The sequence below is a fragment of the Planococcus salinus genome (assembly GCF_003719725.1).
Taxonomy (GTDB): domain Bacteria; phylum Bacillota; class Bacilli; order Bacillales_A; family Planococcaceae; genus Planococcus; species Planococcus salinus.
Genome location: NZ_RIAX01000004.1, coordinates 300,929 through 317,843, shown reverse-complemented (window position 1 = coordinate 317,843; position 16,915 = coordinate 300,929). Strand labels below are relative to the sequence as shown.

Below are 16,915 nucleotides of genomic sequence, written 5' to 3'. Positions count from 1 at the left end.
TTGAATGCGTAAAGTTACATTTTTCAAATCGATTCATGTGAAATTTGTTTTGATTTATATATTATTGATTTTATTGGCCATGCAGATTATCGGCCTGTATTTTGCCCAACAGCTGGAAGAAACGCTCATCCGGAACTTCGAGAATTCCGTGGAAGACCGGATGCAAATTGTGGAGTTCAGTGTACGTGAAGAAATGACAAGAGACCGGACGGAAGAAGATTTATCGTTACAGCAAAGCCTGCGTTCTGTGTTATCCAGTTTCCAGTCTGACGATATCAATGAAATCCGTGTAATCGATTCCCGTTATCGGATTCTCGGATCGTCGTTGATCGACAATCAGTCATTGGTTGGCCAGCGCTCGACGGAAGAACTGGTAAGGCAGACGATCGCTGGGGAAGCGCCGTTGGATCAAACAAAAGTCGATCCTCAGCAACGGGACCGTGTCTGGGTGGCTACGCAGCCGATTATGGCAGTCGGCGGAGATGTTCTTGGCACTCTTTACGTGGAATCAGACGTAGAAAATGTCTACAACCAAATGGATGACATCAACTCCATTCTAGCAGGCGGTACGGCGTTATCTTTGGCAATCACAGCCATCCTGGGGGTATTGGTTGCCCAGACCATCTCCAAACCGATTGCTGATATGCGCAGACAGGCACAGGCAATGGCGAAAGGGAATTTCTCCAGAAAAGTCCGCGTCTACAGTGATGATGAAATCGGCCAATTGGCGAGGTCCTTTAATCATTTGACCAATCGATTGCAGGAATCCCAGCAGACTACTGAAAGCGAGCGCCGAAAGCTCGATTCGGTGTTGTCTAATATGACAGATGGTGTGTTGTCCACTGATCGAAGAGGGCGGGTTATCCTCATCAACGATCCGGCTCTTCAATTGTTGAATGTTTCACGTGAAACAGTGATTAACCGGCCTGTTACAGCAGTGCTCGGACTGGACAATGACTATACATTTGAAGATTTAATTCACATGAAAGAAGCCATCACGCTGGATCTCAGCAATTATGATCAGACAACGCTGCTGCGGACCAATTTCTCTGTCATTCAGAAAGAGACGGGATTTGTCAACGGCTTGATTGCGGTACTGCATGACAATACCGAACAGGAAAAAATCGACACGGAGCGGCGCGAATTCGTGGCAAACGTCTCTCATGAGTTGCGAACGCCATTGACAACCATGCGCAGCTACCTGGAGGCGCTCGCGGACGGGGCGTGGCAGGATCCGGAAATCGCGCCGAACTTTTTGAATGTTACGCAGACAGAAACGGAACGGATGATCCGTCTCGTCAATGATTTACTGAAGTTATCGAAAATGGATTCCAGCGATACAGAACTGAACAAGGAAATGGTGGAGTTCAATGTTTTCTTTAACCGGATTATTGACCGTTTTGAAATGTCGAAATCCCAGGATGTCCATTTCGAGCGGCAACTTCCTTCAGAATCTTATTTTGTGGAAATTGACCCCGATAAGTTGACTCAAGTCATTGATAATATTATTTCCAACGCTTTGAAATATTCGCCTGAAGGCGGAAAAGTAAGGTTTAAAGTAAACGCCCAGGAAGGCTTTCTTTTGGTGCAAATCAGTGACCAGGGGATGGGAATTCCGAAAGAAAACGTGGAAAAGATCTTCGACCGCTTTTACCGGGTCGACCGGGCACGTTCACGTGCCATGGGCGGAACCGGTTTAGGTTTGGCGATTTCAAAAGAGATGATTCTGGCACATGGCGGAGTCATCTGGGCAGAAAGCAAGTATGGAAAAGGAACAACCATTTTCTTCACGCTGCCTTTTGAAGCGGACGATGGAGGTGAATGGGAATGAAATACATTGAACAAATAAAATCCATTATCTTATTCCTGCTTATCTTGCTCAGCCTTGCGCTGACTTTTACGATATGGAATTTCACTCCTTCCTTTGAAGAACTCGAATCGGCTACACCGGTCGAGGTTTCGATAGGCGAAAGCAAATCGGCAGAAGAAGTGATAAAACCCATCAAAGTTCTGTATCATTCTTTTGATGTGGTGACCGGCACTACGGAACAAGAGAAAATCGATGCACTCGTCACGTTAATGGGAGAGTGGCAAATCCGTGATATCACGCAAGTGGAAGAAGGCGCTTCTCCCACTGTTCTGTCATCGTACATGCATGGTCCCAACCGGACGGTCTTGTATTATCCGGGAACAGTCCCTTTTCCGGTATTCGATGTTATTTTGCAAATCGATGAAAACACCATCCCTGAAGCTTCTTTCGACCGTGTGGTCATTGAACGCGGGACCGACGAGCGCAGCCCGTTGACGGCTTATTTCATCAACAGCACTTCAGGGGGCGTTTATCAGGGAATTGTAGCGGCAGAAGAGCTGGAGGAATTCCAGGATTTAATTGTGCAGGCATTGGATTATGAAAGTTATATAACAGATGATGCCATCGGCGTGTTACCCATTTACGTACCGGAAAATGGCACGGAAGAAGTGGCTTATTCTTATTTGATGGAAGAAATCGCTTCGAGAAGCTTCCGAAATGGCCTTTTTGATGACCCCGCCAATGTTCAATCAACAGGAGATATTCTGGATGAGGAGTATACAGATGATTCGGCCGTCATGAGACTGGATGATGAAGATAAAATGCTGACTTATATCCAGCCGCGAGCGGAAACTACGGACCCTGCCATTCCGTCCGACTTGCTTTTTGACACTGTCAACTTTGTCAACGAACATGGAGGCTGGACAAACGATTACCGGTATTTTGGCGTAAATGCCTTGAATCAGCAAATCGACTACCGGCTGTTTGTAAGCAATAAACCGGTATTCAGCGATACTACAGCAACAAAAATGGAATTGACATGGGGAGCTGATGCAGGCGTGGAGCAGATTTTCAGTTACCGGCGTCCTTATTACTTACTGGAATCAGCTGTGGAGACAAATACAGTTGAATTGGCATCCGGAGAAGTGATATTGTCGGGGATCAGCCGATTGGAAAATCTGGATCCGTCTTCTGTTACAGACATTATTCAGGCGTATGAACTGACACGGAACGATGCAGACCAGCTTATCCAGATTCAGCCGATGTGGTATGTGAAAGTAAGTGGAACGTGGCAACCGCTAACGAGTGAAACGTTAGGAGGCAGTCAACTTGGATTGGAGTAAAACCAAAACTATTTTTATTATTGTCTTTTCCATTCTGAATATATTCCTGTACTTGCTGTACGTTGAGCGCTACACGGAATCGGAAAAAGTCGGAATTCTGGGAGATGCCACGATTGAGGAAAAACTGAAGGCTGACACGATTGCCTATCCCGAGCTGCCGGAAGAAGTCGACCAGGAACCATATGTTCTGGGAACGGCCAAAGTGTTCGAGACAAAAGATATTGCCACCGAAGGCATTCAGGTGCGGATTACCGACGATACAAAATTGACCGTGACACTCAACTCCCCCCTCGCTTTAAATGAAGTGGAAGAAGGAGAGCCGGTGGAGGAGTTTGTCTCTGAACATGTCTATGAAGGCGAAGAATATGTCTTGTGGAATGTCGACGAAGAAAAGAACGAAGCAATCTTTTTCCAGGAAATAAACGATAAAACACTGTATCATAGTGATAGTGGAAAATTGGTGCTCCACTGGAATGAGGACGAGGAAGTGACTCATTACGAGCAAACCATTTTTGAGGAAATTACCCCTCAAGAACTGCTGAAAGATGTGATTCCGCCAATGCAGGCGCTTCAGACCCTGTATCAGAGAACCATGCTGCCGTCAGATTCTGAAATCGATTTTGTGACGCTGGGATACTCTGCACACGTACGGATTTCAGATGGAACCCAAATGTTTTTGCCGACATGGCGTGTCAAAGTCACATTGGAAGACGGCAGTTCTGAAAACTACTTCGTCAATGCTTTCAAGGACGGGGTCCTGGAACTGGAAAAAGATGAAGAAGATAACGACGAAGAACAGTAAGGAGATTTCATGATGCGTTTTAGTGTATTAGCAAGCGGTTCTACCGGAAACGCGATTTATATAGAAACTGACCGCCATTCATTTTTAGTGGATGCGGGACTGAGTGGACGAAAAATGGAAGAGCTTTTTGCCTCCATCGGGAAAAAGATGAGCAATTTGGACGGCATCCTGGTGACACATGAGCACAGTGATCATATTAAGGGACTGGGGATTGTAGCACGTAAACACAAAGTGCCGATCTATGCCAATGAAAAAACGTGGAATGCGATGGATGGACTGGTTGGGGCGATTCCAGTAGAGCAGCGCTTCCATTTCGATATGGACACAGTGAAAAGCTTTGGCTCATTGGATATCGAATCGTTTGCGGTGTCGCACGATGCGATTGATCCGATGTTTTATGTTTTCCATGAGAACGGCAGAAAGCTGTCACTCATTACGGATACGGGATATGTCAGTGACCGGATGAAAGGGGTAATCCAAGCCTCTGACGCTTATGTGTTTGAAAGCAATCATGACATCGGCATGCTGCAGATGGGACGCTATCCCTGGTCGGTCAAACGGCGTATATTGAGCGATGTCGGCCATGTCTCCAACGAAGATGCGGCGGTGGCCATGAGCGAAGTAATGGCTGAAAAACCGACACGCATTTATTTATCGCATTTGAGCAAAGACAATAACATGAAAGAACTGGCCCGCATGAGCGTCGAGCAGACGTTGAAAACAAAAGGCATCATTGTAGGTGAATATGTCGATTTATACGATACAGATGCCAAAACACCAACCGAGCTGGTTATCGTATAGTCGTGCATGATTAGTGGGGAAACTTGCCGGAAGCTCATTGCTTCCGGTTTTTTCATTGCCTAAAACCTTTTGAAGTTGCCGCTTGCATTGCTTGTTTCGGATTCTTAAACTTAGGATATAGAAAAGAAAGAAGAAGAAAGGATGGGCTTAATGGGATATTACAATCAAACCCCGAACGGCAGGCAGCGGCCGAACCGGACGGGTGTATTTTTTTCAGGGCTGGCTGGAGTGGCGGTCGGGGCGCTCCTCGTGTGGTTGCTGTTTTATTCGATGCCGGGACTGCTGCCCGAAAACGATACAGGGTCGGAAACCGTCATAGAACAGACAAACGGCTCTTCTGAGACAGTTTCCGTTGATGTCACGACTGATGTTACGGAAGCGGTCGAAATCGCATCGGATGCAGTCGTCGGGGTCTCAAACCTGCAGTCTTCCACGGATTTTTGGTCGCAATCACAAAATCAGGCAGTTGGAACCGGTTCGGGAGTCATCTATAAGAACGAAGGCGGGACTGCGTATGTAGTGACCAATCACCATGTCATCGAAGGAGCCGAAGGACTGGAAGTGACGTTATACGATGGATCGAAGGTGGAAGCCACTTTGGTCGGCAGCGATATCTGGACGGACTTGGCGGTACTGGAGATGGATGGTTCGACGATTGAAACTGTCGCTGAATTCGGTGATTCCGATGCTTTAAAACAAGGCGAAACTGTTATTGCCATCGGTAACCCGCTCGGCCTCGATTTTTCCGGTTCGGTGACAACCGGTGTCGTATCCGGAACTGACCGTGCCATCCCGGTGGATTTGAACGGAGATGGACAGGAAGACTGGCAGGCGGAAGTGATGCAGACAGATGCGGCGATTAACCCCGGAAACAGCGGTGGAGCACTCGTTAACCTGGCAGGCCAGGTAGTAGGGATCAACTCGATGAAAATTGCGACGTCTGCAGTGGAAGGCATCGGTTTTTCCATTCCGATCAATTCAGCGCTGCCGATCATTGAGTCGCTTGAAGAGGAAGGAGAGATGATTCGGCCTGCCATGGGAATTACGCTTCTGGACTTGGCTCAAGTACCGCGAAATGCCCGTCTGGAGACGTTGAATCTGCCGGAGGATGTCACGGAAGGTGTGGTTGTCAATGATGTCGTGGAAGGGTCTGCAGCAGCAGAAGCCGGCATGGAACGCTACGATGTCATTGTCGAGATGGACGGACAGCCCGTCAGCGACATCATCGAATTGCGCCAGCACCTGTACAACGAAAAAGAAATCGGTGATACGTTAAACGTTCAAGCCTATCGAAATGGAGAATTGATGGAGTTTGAATTGGAACTGGTGGACAATTCCACGCTATAGAAATGTGAAAAGGCCTGGACGATAGATGTTCAGGTCTTTTCTTTTGGAGCAGGAGAAGTGATGGACTTCCCGAATTGTATCAAGGAAGGAATAGCTTCGATTCAACTGATGCAGCTATCAAAATGGAGGGATCGTATGTTTTCAACAATGGATGAGTTTTTTGCTCTTTGGCAGCCGGAAACGGATAAGACCCGGAAAGTGTTTGACGCATTGACGGATGAATCCCTGGGTCAGCAAGTGACCTCAGACCACAGGACACTTGGTCGTCTCGCCTGGCATTTGACCACGACTTTTGATGAGATGATGGGAAGTGCTGGGTTGGAACTGAATGCCGTGAAAAAAGATGCACCGATGCCTGACTCTGCTTCAGCCATTTCGGAAGGTTACCGGAAATCCAGTCAGGCGATAGTGGAAGCGATGCGCGAGCAGTGGACAGACAGAACGTTAACAGAAGAACGCGATCTATACGGCCGAGTGTGGAAAGTGAAGGATATTCTGTATTTGCTTGTGGCGCATCAGATTCATCACAGAGGCCAGATGACGGTGCTGATGCGACAGGCAGGGCTGAAGGTGCCAGGTGTATACGGGCCGTCGAAGGAAGACTGGTCGGTCATGGGCACGAAACCACCGGAAATTTGAATAGGAAAAGTGAATCTGCACTTTATTGAAGTGCAGGTTTTTATCTGGGAAAGGCGGCGATTGGATTCACCGCAAAACAGTGTCTCGTTTGTGAAAAATGAGTCTTTTCTACTTCTCCGCACATTATTTTTTGTGTGGATAACTTTTCAGATTGTTTTATTTTATTCACAGCGGGGAGAAGTAAAGAAACTCGGCTATCCGCAGTGAATTTGTTCTGTTAAAATGAGTTGTGGATAAAGAGCAATGAATTGTGCATAACTTTGTGGAATATTCGGAAATCGAAAGGGATGAAAAAAATGATAATTAAATGCTGTCAAACCCACGTGGAACACGCATTGGACATGTATGTGGCAGAAACGGAAAGCTACCCGATTCTTACAGAATTGTCCGACGAGAAAAAGTTATCCACAAAATGCGCTTACTGTGAAGAAGCTGCAACGTATCTTGTGGCGAACGAATGAACGGGCACAAGATATAGAAAAGCATGTGGATATGTGCATAACGTCTGTGTGTAACTTGTTTGTAAATTTAACGTAAAGGGGGATAAGTTGTGAATATCTCAATTATCAGTGTTGGAAAACTGAAAGAAAAATATTTGAAATCCGGCATTGAAGAGTACAAGAAACGGCTGGGAAGTTACGCGAAAATCAGCGAAGTGGAAGTAGCGGATGAAAAAGCGCCCGAGCAATTGAGCGAGGCGGATATGGAAATTGTCAAAAAGAAAGAAGGCGATCGCATCCTGGCGAAAATTCCCCCCGAGGCTTACGTGATTGCGCTTGCCATCGACGGGAAAATGAAGACCTCAGAGCAGCTGGCAAAAGACATGGAGTCCTTGATGACCTATGGCCGCAGCAAAGTCGTCTTCGTCATCGGCGGTTCGCTCGGCTTGCATGATGAGGTGTTGAAGCGGGCGGATGAAAAACTGTCGTTTTCGAAGATGACGTTTCCCCACCAGTTGATGAAGCTGATTTTGGTGGAGCAGGTGTATCGGGCGTTCAGGATTATGAAAAATGAACCGTATCATAAGTAAATGAGGTTTAAACAAATATTGTATTAGATATTTTATTTCTAATTTTGATTTCACATAATATAGCTATAAACTTTTTTGAGAATTCGTGACGAAATGAATGTTACAATATGATTGAAATATAAACCTAAGGGGTGTTGGTTTAGAATGCAAGGTTATGTTACTTTTTATAATACTAAAAAAGCTTTTGGCTTTATTAATGGAGAAGACAATAAAGATTATTTTTTTCATAAAGACGATATTTTAGCTAGTAGCAGTAGTTATAATCTAAGTACTAATGATCCAGTTGTGTTTACAGCAATAAAAACAGATAAAGGATTAAGAGCAAGTGAAATTCTTAAGTCACTTAATGCTGATGAATTAAAAAATTACGAGGAAGAAAATGTGAAAAAAGTTAAGCATAATATAAATTATAAAGGTACAGAAGAGGAAGTTATTATCTCTAATAAGTTTTCAAGTTTTTTAGAACTAACTTTTTCAAGGGAAGAGAAGTTTAAAAGAGCTACCTATTATTTCAACTTCCTAAAACCATCTAATACTTATAAAGAAAGTTTTAACATGTTCAATGAAGTTTTAATGCTATTTTCCACTTTTCCAAATTATGACGATAGAGCAATGGATTATGTAGATAAATTGTTTATGGATTACTCTAATAGGTTAGATCCAGTAGTAATAATTTTGATTAGTAAAGATAATGAGATTAAGCAAAAAATTAAAAGGAATAATGCTAGCAATCATGAATCTAGAATTATTGTGCCTTTTTCATATGATGAAATTATCAATGGACAATTCAACGAGAAGCTATTCCAAAGCCGTTTAAGAGAATATTTTTATCAACGTGACTTATTTGCAATGGAGTCCCCTTTAAATTCAGATAACTATTTTTATGGAAGGTCTAATATTGTTCATAACTTTTTCGATAAATATAGTATTGGTGAACAAACAGGTTTATTTGGTTTAAGAAAAACAGGAAAAACTTCTGTTTTATATGCTTTACAGAGACTGGTTGATACCAGATCTGGAATGAGTATTTATATTGATTGTCAAAGTCCTGGTGTTTATAATTTAAGGTGGTTTGAATTATTAGAAAACATGGTCTCTAAAGTATGTAAAGAGTATGGTCTTGATTATGATTCTAGTATGAATGAATTTAATGAAAAAAACGCTGCAGACAAGTTTTTACAAAAAATTAGAGATATAAATAAGCTAACGGGTAAAAGGATTTTATTTATCTTTGACGAAATTGAACATATAACTTATGAACTTTCTAATAATGAGAAATGGAAAAGCGGAGAAGATTATTTATCTTTTTGGCAAACTATTAGATCGATTATACAAACCGAAAAAAACCTTTGTTCTTTTGTTATTGCTGGAGTAAATCCAAAGATAACAGAGCAAGTATCAATAAATGGATTGGATAATCCTATATTTAGTAATATCAGTGTTACTTATTTAAGCTTGTTTACTTTAGAGGATGTAAGAAATATGGTCAGTGAAATCGGAGCATATATGGGACTATCTTTTGATGAAGCAGTTTACCACAAACTACATATAAATTATGGAGGGCATCCATTTTTAATTCGAAATGTATGCAGTATGCTTAATACCCATTTTAAAGAACGACCGTATAGAATTACTGGTAGAGATTATGATGACTATAAAGAAGAAATTGATTCTAAACTGATCTCTTATATAAGATCCATTCTATTTGTGCTAGAGAGATGGTATATACTAGAGTTTGAAATCTTGAAAGACATTGCTTTAGATAATAAAGATAGTTATTTAGAAAAAATAAATGAGGATAAGTTAAGTATTATCCACTTGCTTGGATATGGCGTTATTACACAGAGTATTAAAAACAATTATTATATAGAAATTGATGCCATTACTAATTATATGAAAGAAAGTTATAGATATGAAAAAATTCCAAACAATTCGGAGATGTCTAGAGAGATTATATCTAGTAGAAGAAATCAAATAGAAAAGAAATTAAGAATTCTTACGAGACAAGTATTAACTTTAAAGTACGGGCGAGATAAATCTCCACAAATTATAGAGAAGTATGTAAATACAAGCTTAGATTCTATATTAAAAAGAAGAGAAGGAAAAGAATTAATTGATTGTTTGTTTTTCTCAGAACTAAAAAACGTAATTTTTGGCGAATATCCTGCATTTTCAAATGTTTTTACAATGGATAAGGGCATCTTTATGTCTGCAATGAACACAATAAATAAATTTCGAGAAGTAGATGCGCACGCTTCTGAAATAAGCGAAAGTGATTACAGAACTTTGCATATATGCTTTACAGAAGTAGAGGATTCCTTAAAAAACTTTTAATATTATTCTGCAAAAGAGCTCGATAAACTAATTCCAAGCTAAGTAATTAAACTGAACCTCGAATGGCGGACACCTTTAATAATGCCTGCTTTGGAGTTCAGTTTATTATTTTGTAAATAAATTTATTTGAAAATCTCATTTAGATACAGTACGGAGAACCGTATCATAAGTAAATAAGGCTGATAAAGAGAACTCTAAGCATCGTGGACCCAACGCTTTAGGGTTTTCTTGTTTATTAGAAGGATTTTATCACGAATTAATGGATTCCTTTTCAGAAGGATTTCCCTTCAAGCCCATCGAACTAAAAGAAGGGGAAAATCACTTCAGGGGGAAATTACATGATTGAATTCAGAGAAATAGACCGGCACAATTTTTTTGATGTTATTGATTTACGTGTGGCGGATGAACAAAAGTGCTTTGTGGCGCCGAATGTGTTCTCGCTTGCACAGGCTAAAGCCTTTCCGGAATGTGTTTGCTTAGCCATCTATAATGATAATGTGTTAGTAGGATTTACGATGTATTGTCTCGATTTCGATGATAAAGAGTATTGGATTTACCGTTTGATGATTGACTCGAAATACCAGTCTAAAGGGTATGGAAAAGCGGCCATGGAGAAGTTGATTGATCGCATTAAACAAGATAAAGAACATCAAATGATTTATTTAAGCTTCGAGCCAGAAAATGTCCTTGCCAAGCAGTTATATGAAAAGCTGAAATTCGAAGCGGATGGGCGGATAATAGATGGAGAAGTTGTGTATAAACTAACTTATTAGGAATGCAAAGCACACAAAGGGGGCAAAAATATGATCACCGAAACCGACTTGAAGCATTTGCGGCGCTGTGTGGAACTGGCGGAAACGGCTTTAGAGAAAGGCGACGAGCCGTTTGGGTCTGTACTTGTTTCAGCCACTGGAGAAGTTCTTTTTGAAGACCATAACCACGTGGCCGGAGGCGACCGTACACAGCACCCTGAGTTTGCGATTGCCAGGTGGGCGGCAAATAATCTGTCTCCAGAAGAAAGAAAGAGGGCGACAGTTTATACGTCGGGAGAGCATTGCCCGATGTGTGCAGCGGCTCATGGGTTGGTCGGATTGGGAAGAATTGTATACGCAAGTTCGTCTGAACAATTGGCCGGGTGGTTAAATGAAATGGGAGCTGCGCCGTCCCGTGTCCGGAAATTGGCCATTGAAGATGTGATTAAGGATACAGAAGTTGATGGTCCTGTTCCGGAACTGGCGGAATTGGTTCACCAACTTCATCGGCGGTCGCATGAGACGAAACGGTAAGAAATGATAATGGCTCGCACTATAAGCTTTTTAATGATATACGCCGAGGCTGAGAGAAAATTCCAGAGATATGGAGCAAAACAGCGCAGACTCCGTGAGCTCCCGGAAAGCAAGCTGTTTTGCGGAATATCGGCTATTAAAGATTATTAGTTCAATTCAGGGACGCACCTTTATTCACCTTAATAGTTGTTATAATGTAAGAGCACCAAAAGCTGACCTAGCTTTGGATGCTCTTTTTTACATGCAATACGGATTTTATTAGCCAGGGAGTTGGAATTAGAAATGAAGAAGAAAGACATAGCCGATATCCGCAAACGGTTTAAGCTGGATACGGATTTATTGAAAATCGCTGAAATTTATAATGTATATATCCAAAAGGAAAGCAGTGAGATCTTTCACGAAGAGAGCCGCTCCTTTTCCTTGCTGGACCGCGAGCAGCAGGAGCTGTTCCTTGCCAATTTTAAGAAGGTGTTGGGCGGGAAGCTCGATCAAAAGTTGTTTGACGTGAAGTTCCAGCCGCAGGAAGAAGGGCAGACGGACCACACGCAGCATCTCCTGTACGAAGGCCTCGAGACAGAGGATGAAGCGGAGTGGAAATCGAATATGCAGGAAATCGCTTTGAAAATGGTTCAGGACACCCAATATGAAAAGGATATGGTAGTCACGTTTATTCGTGGAAATTACTTTAAAACGACGAAGCGGCAGCCGGATGAAACGGAAATCGATATGCGCGACGAAGTGTTTACAACGCCTTTTATCCTGTGCAGCATGAATCAGACCGAGCTGCCGAAAAGTTCGCTGGTGTTTGATTTTGTCGAGAAAGAGTTTAAGTCGAATGTTGTGATGGATCCGGTCATCAAACTCACTTCCCCGATTGGCGGCTTCCTGTTCCCGAGTTTTAAGGACAACGCCGCAGACATCCACCACATCCTTTACGCTGCCAGCAAAGCGAACAAACCGGATTTCCAGTTTATCGAAAATGTGTTGAACGGGGATGAAATCATGACGGCTGAGGAAGATAAAGCGGTGTTTGAGGAGATTGTCAAAACGGTGATCGGAGAAGAAGTAAATTCGAGAACACTCGCCAATGTCTATGATGAAATCAATAGCATGCTGGCGGCGGAAGAGGATGACGAAGAAGAGAGTACACCCACATTGGATGCAAAGGAAGTTGAACGTGTGCTGAAGGCGAGCGGCGTGAAAGATTTGAGCACAGACAAAGTGGAACGCGCATTCCAGCAAGTCGTGGAAGACCGAAGTTACGAAATGAAAGCAAGCCATGTTGTGCCAAGTTACGAGTCCAAATCGATCAAAATCAGCACGAAAGTTGCGGATATCAAGATCAGTCCACAGGATTTGCGGTACGTCAAAGAGGTCAATTACAACGGCAAACGCTGTCTCCTGATTGAGGTGGAAGAAGACACGATTATTGAAGGGTTTAAGCTGCTGCCGGAAGAGTTATTGGAGTAGGAGAAAGAGACAGCTGATGCTTCAACCAGCTACCTAAAGTGGAAAAGGCTGTGGCCTGAGATGGGGGCTTTCTCATAAACAACGGGGCAGACTCAAATGATGTAGCAATAGATTCTCAGGAAAAAGTTTTCGTTTCGCCTGTTCACGGTCTCCCTTTTTTACAAATCAGCTTAGCGGTGTTTCACGTGGAACACAGGGAATTCCTCCCTGCAGATGAAGGAAATGATCATCTCTCTCCCGAAACTATATAACAGGGACCATAAAAAGGGGGGAACCCAAATGCGGCAATTATACATCAAACAAAAAGTATTCAGTTTGAGTGAAAAGTTTACAGTCCGGGATGAACAGGAGCGAGACGTGTATTTCGTGGAAGGGAGCTTTTTGCAAATCCCTAAAACCTTTTCGATTATGGATACAGAGCGACACGAAATCACCGTCATTACGAAAAAGACCTTCAGCTTCTTGCCAACGTTTTTCGTCGAAGTGGAAGGACAGAAAGCGGTGACCATCAAAAAAGAATTTACGTTTTTCAAGCAGCGCTATGCCATCGAGGCTGAAGGCATCGATGTTCAGGGAAACTTGTGGGATATGGATTTTGAGATCCTGCAAAACGGTGAAGTGATTGGGACTGTGAGCAAGGAATGGTTCAGCTGGGGGGACAGCTACCGCGTCCAAGTGCTGAACGAGGAGATGGAACACTTCGTCATTTCACTGGTTGTGGCAATAGACTGTGTGAAAGCGGATCAGAAGGCAGCAGCTGCTTCTTCCGGCTGAAAACACAGCAAGGCTGTGGAAAGTGCCGGTGTGAATTTCGTCAAATCTTTATAAAAGAAGAGCAGCATCAAGCGATCGAAACAAAAAAACAGAACCGCAAGATCACTGCATGAATTGAGGAAGCTCCATCCTTTCGGGTGGAGCTTTTTGTATGCTCCTGATTAATTGGCGGAAACCTTTCCAAGTGGGCTTCTTTTCTTTAAACCTCGTTTAAAATGGTTTATAATTATACGTTAGTAGTAGAAATTTTCCCACCATAAGGCATACAATAGATTATGACGAATTTAATACGATGCCGGAGAAGGTGTTTCTCACCTGTATCCGCAAATATACGTGATAAGGAAGGTTATAATGGACAACCTACAGAAAAAAACAGACATTATTTTAATTGGTGCTGGAATTATGAGTGCCACTATGGGGTCTTTACTGAAAGAATTGTCACCTGAATGGAACATCAAAGTTTTTGAAAAACTTGAAAAAGCAGGTTCCGAAAGTTCCAATGAATGGAACAATGCGGGGACGGGTCATGCTGCGCTTTGCGAGCTTAACTATACACCGGAAAAACCCGATGGTTCGGTAGAAATCAGTAAAGCCATAAAAATCAATGAGCAGTTTCAGCTTTCCAGACAGTTTTGGTCTTATCTCGTTAACAACAAACGGATCAGCAATCCACAGGACTTCATCATGTCCATTCCTCACATGAGTCTTGTGCAGGGGTCAGACAATGTAAACTTTTTGAACAAGCGTTTTGAAGCATTGTCCCTTAGTCCGTTATTTAAAGGGATGGAGTTTTCCGATAACCCGGAAAAGCTGAAGGAATGGATTCCGCTGATCATGGAAGGCCGTACAACCAGTGAGCCGATTGCGGCAACCAAAATCGATTCCGGAACGGACGTCAATTTCGGCGCGCTAACGGAAATGATGTTTGATCACTTGAAAGAGCAAAACGTCGAGATTAATTACAAACACAGCGTCAAGGATATTAAACGTACGAGCGATGGCAGATGGGAAGTTAAAGTGCACGATTTGGAGAATGATAAAATTGAATACCATACGGCCAACTTCGTCTTTATCGGAGGCGGCGGCGGAAGTCTGCCTTTGCTTCAGAAAACAGGGATTCCGGAATCCAAACAAGTGGGAGGGTTCCCGGTCAGTGGACTGTTCCTGGTCTGCAACAATCCTGAAATTGTGGAACAGCACCATGCAAAAGTGTACGGCAAAGCGAAAGTGGGAGCTCCGCCAATGTCGGTTCCACATTTGGACACGCGTTTTATCGACAATAAAAAATCATTGCTGTTTGGACCGTTTGCAGGCTTCTCTCCGAAGTTCCTGAAAACAGGCTCCAACCTTGACCTGCTCGGATCAGTAAAACCGAGCAATGTCTTCACCATGCTGGCAGCAGGAGCAAAAGAGCTGTCCTTGACGAAGTACCTGGTTCAGCAAGTTATGCTATCCAATGAAAAACGGGTGGAAGAACTGCGGGAGTTTATCCCGACGGCGCAGCTTGAAGACTGGGACGTCGTCGTAGCAGGCCAGCGCGTGCAGGTCATCAAAGACACAGAAGCCGGCGGGAAAGGGACGCTTCAGTTCGGTACGGAAATTGTCACAGCTGAAGACGGCTCAATCGCAGCCTTGCTGGGAGCTTCTCCCGGAGCTTCCACTGCTGTTCATGCCATGCTGGAAATATTCGAAAGATGCTTCCCTGAAAATCTGAAAGAATGGGAACCAAAAATCAAAGAAATGATTCCTTCTTACGGCGTTTCGCTGTCGGAAAACCCGGAACTTCTTCAGGAAATCCATGTGACAACAGCCCGTGCTTTAGGATTGAACGAAGAAAGCGAGTCGTTGGGGTATACCGATGCCAAAGCAACGGTATTGAGCAAGTAAGAAGACTGTCCATAAAGTTTTAATCAAAGAACCTGCCATCCAAAAAAGGGTGACAGGTTCTTTTTTCTATTCCATAAAATAGCGGTATAATGCTGGTAGCGATGAATGCTGAAAAGAAAGGGTGAAGCAAATGAAAAAAACGAATCATTATATCGATACCGTATTTCATACACGGGATGCTCTTCTGGAGGAAGTCCAATCATCCATAAGAGACCACGGCATGCCCGCTATTTCGGTCTCGCCTTCTTCCGGGAAACTGCTCTCCATGCTTGTTTCCATTTCCGATGCCAAAAATGTATTGGAAATCGGTGCGCTTGGCGGCTACAGCGGAATTTGCCTTGCACGGGGATTCGGGGAAAAAGGGCAGCTGACTTCTCTTGAATTGGAGGAAAGCTACGCCGAATTGGCGCACAGCAACTTGGCGAAAGCCGGTTTTGGGGACCAGGTAACCTATCTGACAGGAGCTGCTCTTCAAAATCTGAAAAAACTGAGTGGTGACAATAAAAAATTCGACTTTTTCTTTATTGATGCAGATAAGGAGAACTACGAAAATTACTTGAATCAGTGCATCCAGTTGGCTGAACCGGGAGCATTGATCTTGGCGGACAATGTCCTTGCGGCAGGAACGGTAGCAGATGAAGCGGCGGAGCCTAAGCGATATACGGAAGTCATGCGGAAATTCAACAAAACAGTAGCCAATCACCCAAAATTGGAATCGCTGCTGATTCCAATCGGCGACGGAGTGACTGTATCACGAGTGAAGAACTGAAAAAAGGAATAAGAAAAAGGAGAATGCCTGCAGGCGTTCTCCTTTTTGAGGCTTACATTCATTTAAAAAATGGTGTCTTTTTCAAGGCAGCAACCACTGGTATGGCGATGATGAGACCGACTGTATTCTGGACAAGGTTGCCTGGAATAGAGGCTGCCGGAATAATCCAGCTGCTGAAAATAATAGCTTCCCCGACATAGTAGATGGCCACCATCAGAGGAATCGACACTATGGCAGCAAGGATGTTGAAGCCCGTGCTGCCACCTTTTCTGCTGCCTGACCAGGCGATTTTTCCGACAACATATCCCTGAAGGCCGCGTGCCAGGATGGTAATCGGCGCCCACAAAGTCCAGCCCGAGACAAGATCGAATAACCCCATCCCAACAGCTCCGGCAATAAGCCCTTTTTTCGGTCCGAACAAAATGGCAATGACAAAAAGCATGGCGGTCCCGAGATGGACCAAGCCGCCGTTTGCCGCGATTGGCAGCCGGATGTTCAGTAAAAGCGTGGAAACGAATACGAGGGCGATGGCCATGGAAGTGAGAATTAGGTCATAAGTGCGGACGGATGTGTAACTGCTGGATGCTTTTTGCATAATAGTAACCTTCTTTCTGTTTCTTAAT

The 16,915-nt window shown here is 43.6% G+C and carries 16 protein-coding genes; 15 read left to right on the top strand and 1 reads right to left on the bottom strand.

The window, feature by feature from the left end:
* The first annotated feature begins 4 nt into the window (after positions 1-4).
* The 15 genes from walK (at position 5) to EEX84_RS08045 (ending at position 16,292) form a co-directional block, all read left to right on the top strand.
* Positions 5-1,831: a cell wall metabolism sensor histidine kinase WalK gene (walK, locus tag EEX84_RS08115; RefSeq protein ID WP_123165110.1), complete on the top strand. Its 1,827-nt coding sequence runs from the start codon at positions 5-7 to the stop codon at positions 1,829-1,831.
* Entirely contained in the window at positions 1,828-3,153 is a 1,326-nt protein-coding gene (locus EEX84_RS08110; RefSeq protein ID WP_123165109.1) for a YycH family regulatory protein, read from the top strand. The genes walK and EEX84_RS08110 overlap by 4 nt, the downstream gene beginning before the upstream one ends.
* Positions 3,140-3,955, top strand: a complete 816-nt coding sequence (locus EEX84_RS08105) for a two-component system regulatory protein YycI (protein ID WP_123165108.1) — start codon at positions 3,140-3,142, stop codon at positions 3,953-3,955. Before EEX84_RS08110 ends, EEX84_RS08105 begins: the two co-directional genes overlap by 14 nt.
* Positions 3,956-3,967: 12 nt before the next feature.
* Positions 3,968-4,756, top strand: coding sequence for an MBL fold metallo-hydrolase (locus tag EEX84_RS08100; RefSeq protein ID WP_123165107.1), 789 nt, complete (start codon positions 3,968-3,970; stop codon positions 4,754-4,756).
* Between the two features lie 150 nt (positions 4,757-4,906).
* Positions 4,907-6,103 (top strand): S1C family serine protease, encoded by a 1,197-nt coding sequence (locus EEX84_RS08095; RefSeq protein WP_123165106.1) that lies wholly within the window; start codon positions 4,907-4,909, stop codon positions 6,101-6,103.
* 135 nt (positions 6,104-6,238) lie between these two features.
* Positions 6,239-6,742 carry a DinB family protein gene (locus tag EEX84_RS08090; RefSeq protein ID WP_123165105.1) on the top strand — a complete coding sequence of 168 codons (504 nt, stop codon included), beginning with the start codon at positions 6,239-6,241 and terminating at the stop codon, positions 6,740-6,742.
* A 287-nt stretch (positions 6,743-7,029) separates the two neighbouring features.
* Complete coding sequence (locus EEX84_RS08085; protein ID WP_420812561.1) at positions 7,030-7,203, top strand: CxxH/CxxC protein; 174 nt, start codon at positions 7,030-7,032, stop codon at positions 7,201-7,203.
* An 89-nt stretch (positions 7,204-7,292) separates the two neighbouring features.
* Positions 7,293-7,772, top strand: a complete 480-nt coding sequence (gene rlmH / locus EEX84_RS08080; RefSeq protein ID WP_123165104.1) for a 23S rRNA (pseudouridine(1915)-N(3))-methyltransferase RlmH — start codon at positions 7,293-7,295, stop codon at positions 7,770-7,772.
* 144 nt (positions 7,773-7,916) lie between these two features.
* Positions 7,917-10,106 carry a cold shock domain-containing protein gene (locus EEX84_RS08075; RefSeq protein WP_123165103.1) on the top strand — a complete coding sequence of 730 codons (2,190 nt, stop codon included), beginning with the start codon at positions 7,917-7,919 and terminating at the stop codon, positions 10,104-10,106.
* A gap of 338 nt (positions 10,107-10,444) precedes the next feature.
* On the top strand, positions 10,445-10,879 hold the full coding sequence (locus EEX84_RS08070; RefSeq protein WP_123165102.1) for a GNAT family N-acetyltransferase: 435 nt from the start codon (positions 10,445-10,447) through the stop codon (positions 10,877-10,879).
* 30 nt (positions 10,880-10,909) lie between these two features.
* Positions 10,910-11,392: a nucleoside deaminase gene (locus tag EEX84_RS08065; protein WP_123165101.1), complete on the top strand. Its 483-nt coding sequence runs from the start codon at positions 10,910-10,912 to the stop codon at positions 11,390-11,392.
* A gap of 282 nt (positions 11,393-11,674) precedes the next feature.
* The gene (locus EEX84_RS08060; RefSeq protein WP_123165100.1) at positions 11,675-12,862 is read left to right on the top strand and encodes a DUF4317 domain-containing protein; all 1,188 of its coding nucleotides are present in this window, start codon (positions 11,675-11,677) and stop codon (positions 12,860-12,862) included.
* A gap of 279 nt (positions 12,863-13,141) precedes the next feature.
* Positions 13,142-13,636 (top strand): LURP-one-related/scramblase family protein, encoded by a 495-nt coding sequence (locus EEX84_RS08055; RefSeq protein WP_123165099.1) that lies wholly within the window; start codon positions 13,142-13,144, stop codon positions 13,634-13,636.
* Between the two features lie 351 nt (positions 13,637-13,987).
* On the top strand, positions 13,988-15,523 hold the full coding sequence (locus tag EEX84_RS08050; RefSeq protein ID WP_123165098.1) for a malate:quinone oxidoreductase: 1,536 nt from the start codon (positions 13,988-13,990) through the stop codon (positions 15,521-15,523).
* Positions 15,524-15,653: 130 nt separating this feature from the next.
* Positions 15,654-16,292 (top strand): O-methyltransferase, encoded by a 639-nt coding sequence (locus tag EEX84_RS08045; RefSeq protein ID WP_123165097.1) that lies wholly within the window; start codon positions 15,654-15,656, stop codon positions 16,290-16,292.
* A 58-nt stretch (positions 16,293-16,350) separates the two neighbouring features.
* On the opposite strand, the gene EEX84_RS08040 is transcribed toward EEX84_RS08045, so the two are convergent.
* Positions 16,351-16,887, bottom strand: a complete 537-nt coding sequence (locus EEX84_RS08040; protein WP_123165096.1) for an ECF transporter S component — start codon at positions 16,885-16,887, stop codon at positions 16,351-16,353.
* Between the last annotated feature and the right edge of the window lie 28 nt (positions 16,888-16,915).

What these genes read in the sequence shown, in the direction of transcription:
- walK (WP_123165110.1), top strand. Translation starts at nt 5, where the DNA reads ATGCGTAAAGTTACATTTTTCAAATCGATTCATGTGAAATTTGTTTTG.
- EEX84_RS08110 (WP_123165109.1), top strand. Translation starts at nt 1,828, where the DNA reads ATGAAATACATTGAACAAATAAAATCCATTATCTTATTCCTGCTTATC.
- EEX84_RS08100 (WP_123165107.1), top strand. Translation starts at nt 3,968, where the DNA reads ATGCGTTTTAGTGTATTAGCAAGCGGTTCTACCGGAAACGCGATTTAT.
- EEX84_RS08095 (WP_123165106.1), top strand. Translation starts at nt 4,907, where the DNA reads ATGGGATATTACAATCAAACCCCGAACGGCAGGCAGCGGCCGAACCGG.
- EEX84_RS08090 (WP_123165105.1), top strand. Translation starts at nt 6,239, where the DNA reads ATGTTTTCAACAATGGATGAGTTTTTTGCTCTTTGGCAGCCGGAAACG.
- EEX84_RS08085 (WP_420812561.1), top strand. Translation starts at nt 7,030, where the DNA reads ATGAAAAAAATGATAATTAAATGCTGTCAAACCCACGTGGAACACGCA.
- EEX84_RS08075 (WP_123165103.1), top strand. Translation starts at nt 7,917, where the DNA reads ATGCAAGGTTATGTTACTTTTTATAATACTAAAAAAGCTTTTGGCTTT.
- EEX84_RS08070 (WP_123165102.1), top strand. Translation starts at nt 10,445, where the DNA reads ATGATTGAATTCAGAGAAATAGACCGGCACAATTTTTTTGATGTTATT.
- EEX84_RS08065 (WP_123165101.1), top strand. Translation starts at nt 10,910, where the DNA reads ATGATCACCGAAACCGACTTGAAGCATTTGCGGCGCTGTGTGGAACTG.
- EEX84_RS08060 (WP_123165100.1), top strand. Translation starts at nt 11,675, where the DNA reads ATGAAGAAGAAAGACATAGCCGATATCCGCAAACGGTTTAAGCTGGAT.
- EEX84_RS08055 (WP_123165099.1), top strand. Translation starts at nt 13,142, where the DNA reads ATGCGGCAATTATACATCAAACAAAAAGTATTCAGTTTGAGTGAAAAG.
- EEX84_RS08050 (WP_123165098.1), top strand. Translation starts at nt 13,988, where the DNA reads ATGGACAACCTACAGAAAAAAACAGACATTATTTTAATTGGTGCTGGA.
- EEX84_RS08045 (WP_123165097.1), top strand. Translation starts at nt 15,654, where the DNA reads ATGAAAAAAACGAATCATTATATCGATACCGTATTTCATACACGGGAT.
- EEX84_RS08040 (WP_123165096.1), bottom strand. Translation starts at nt 16,887, where the DNA reads ATGCAAAAAGCATCCAGCAGTTACACATCCGTCCGCACTTATGACCTA.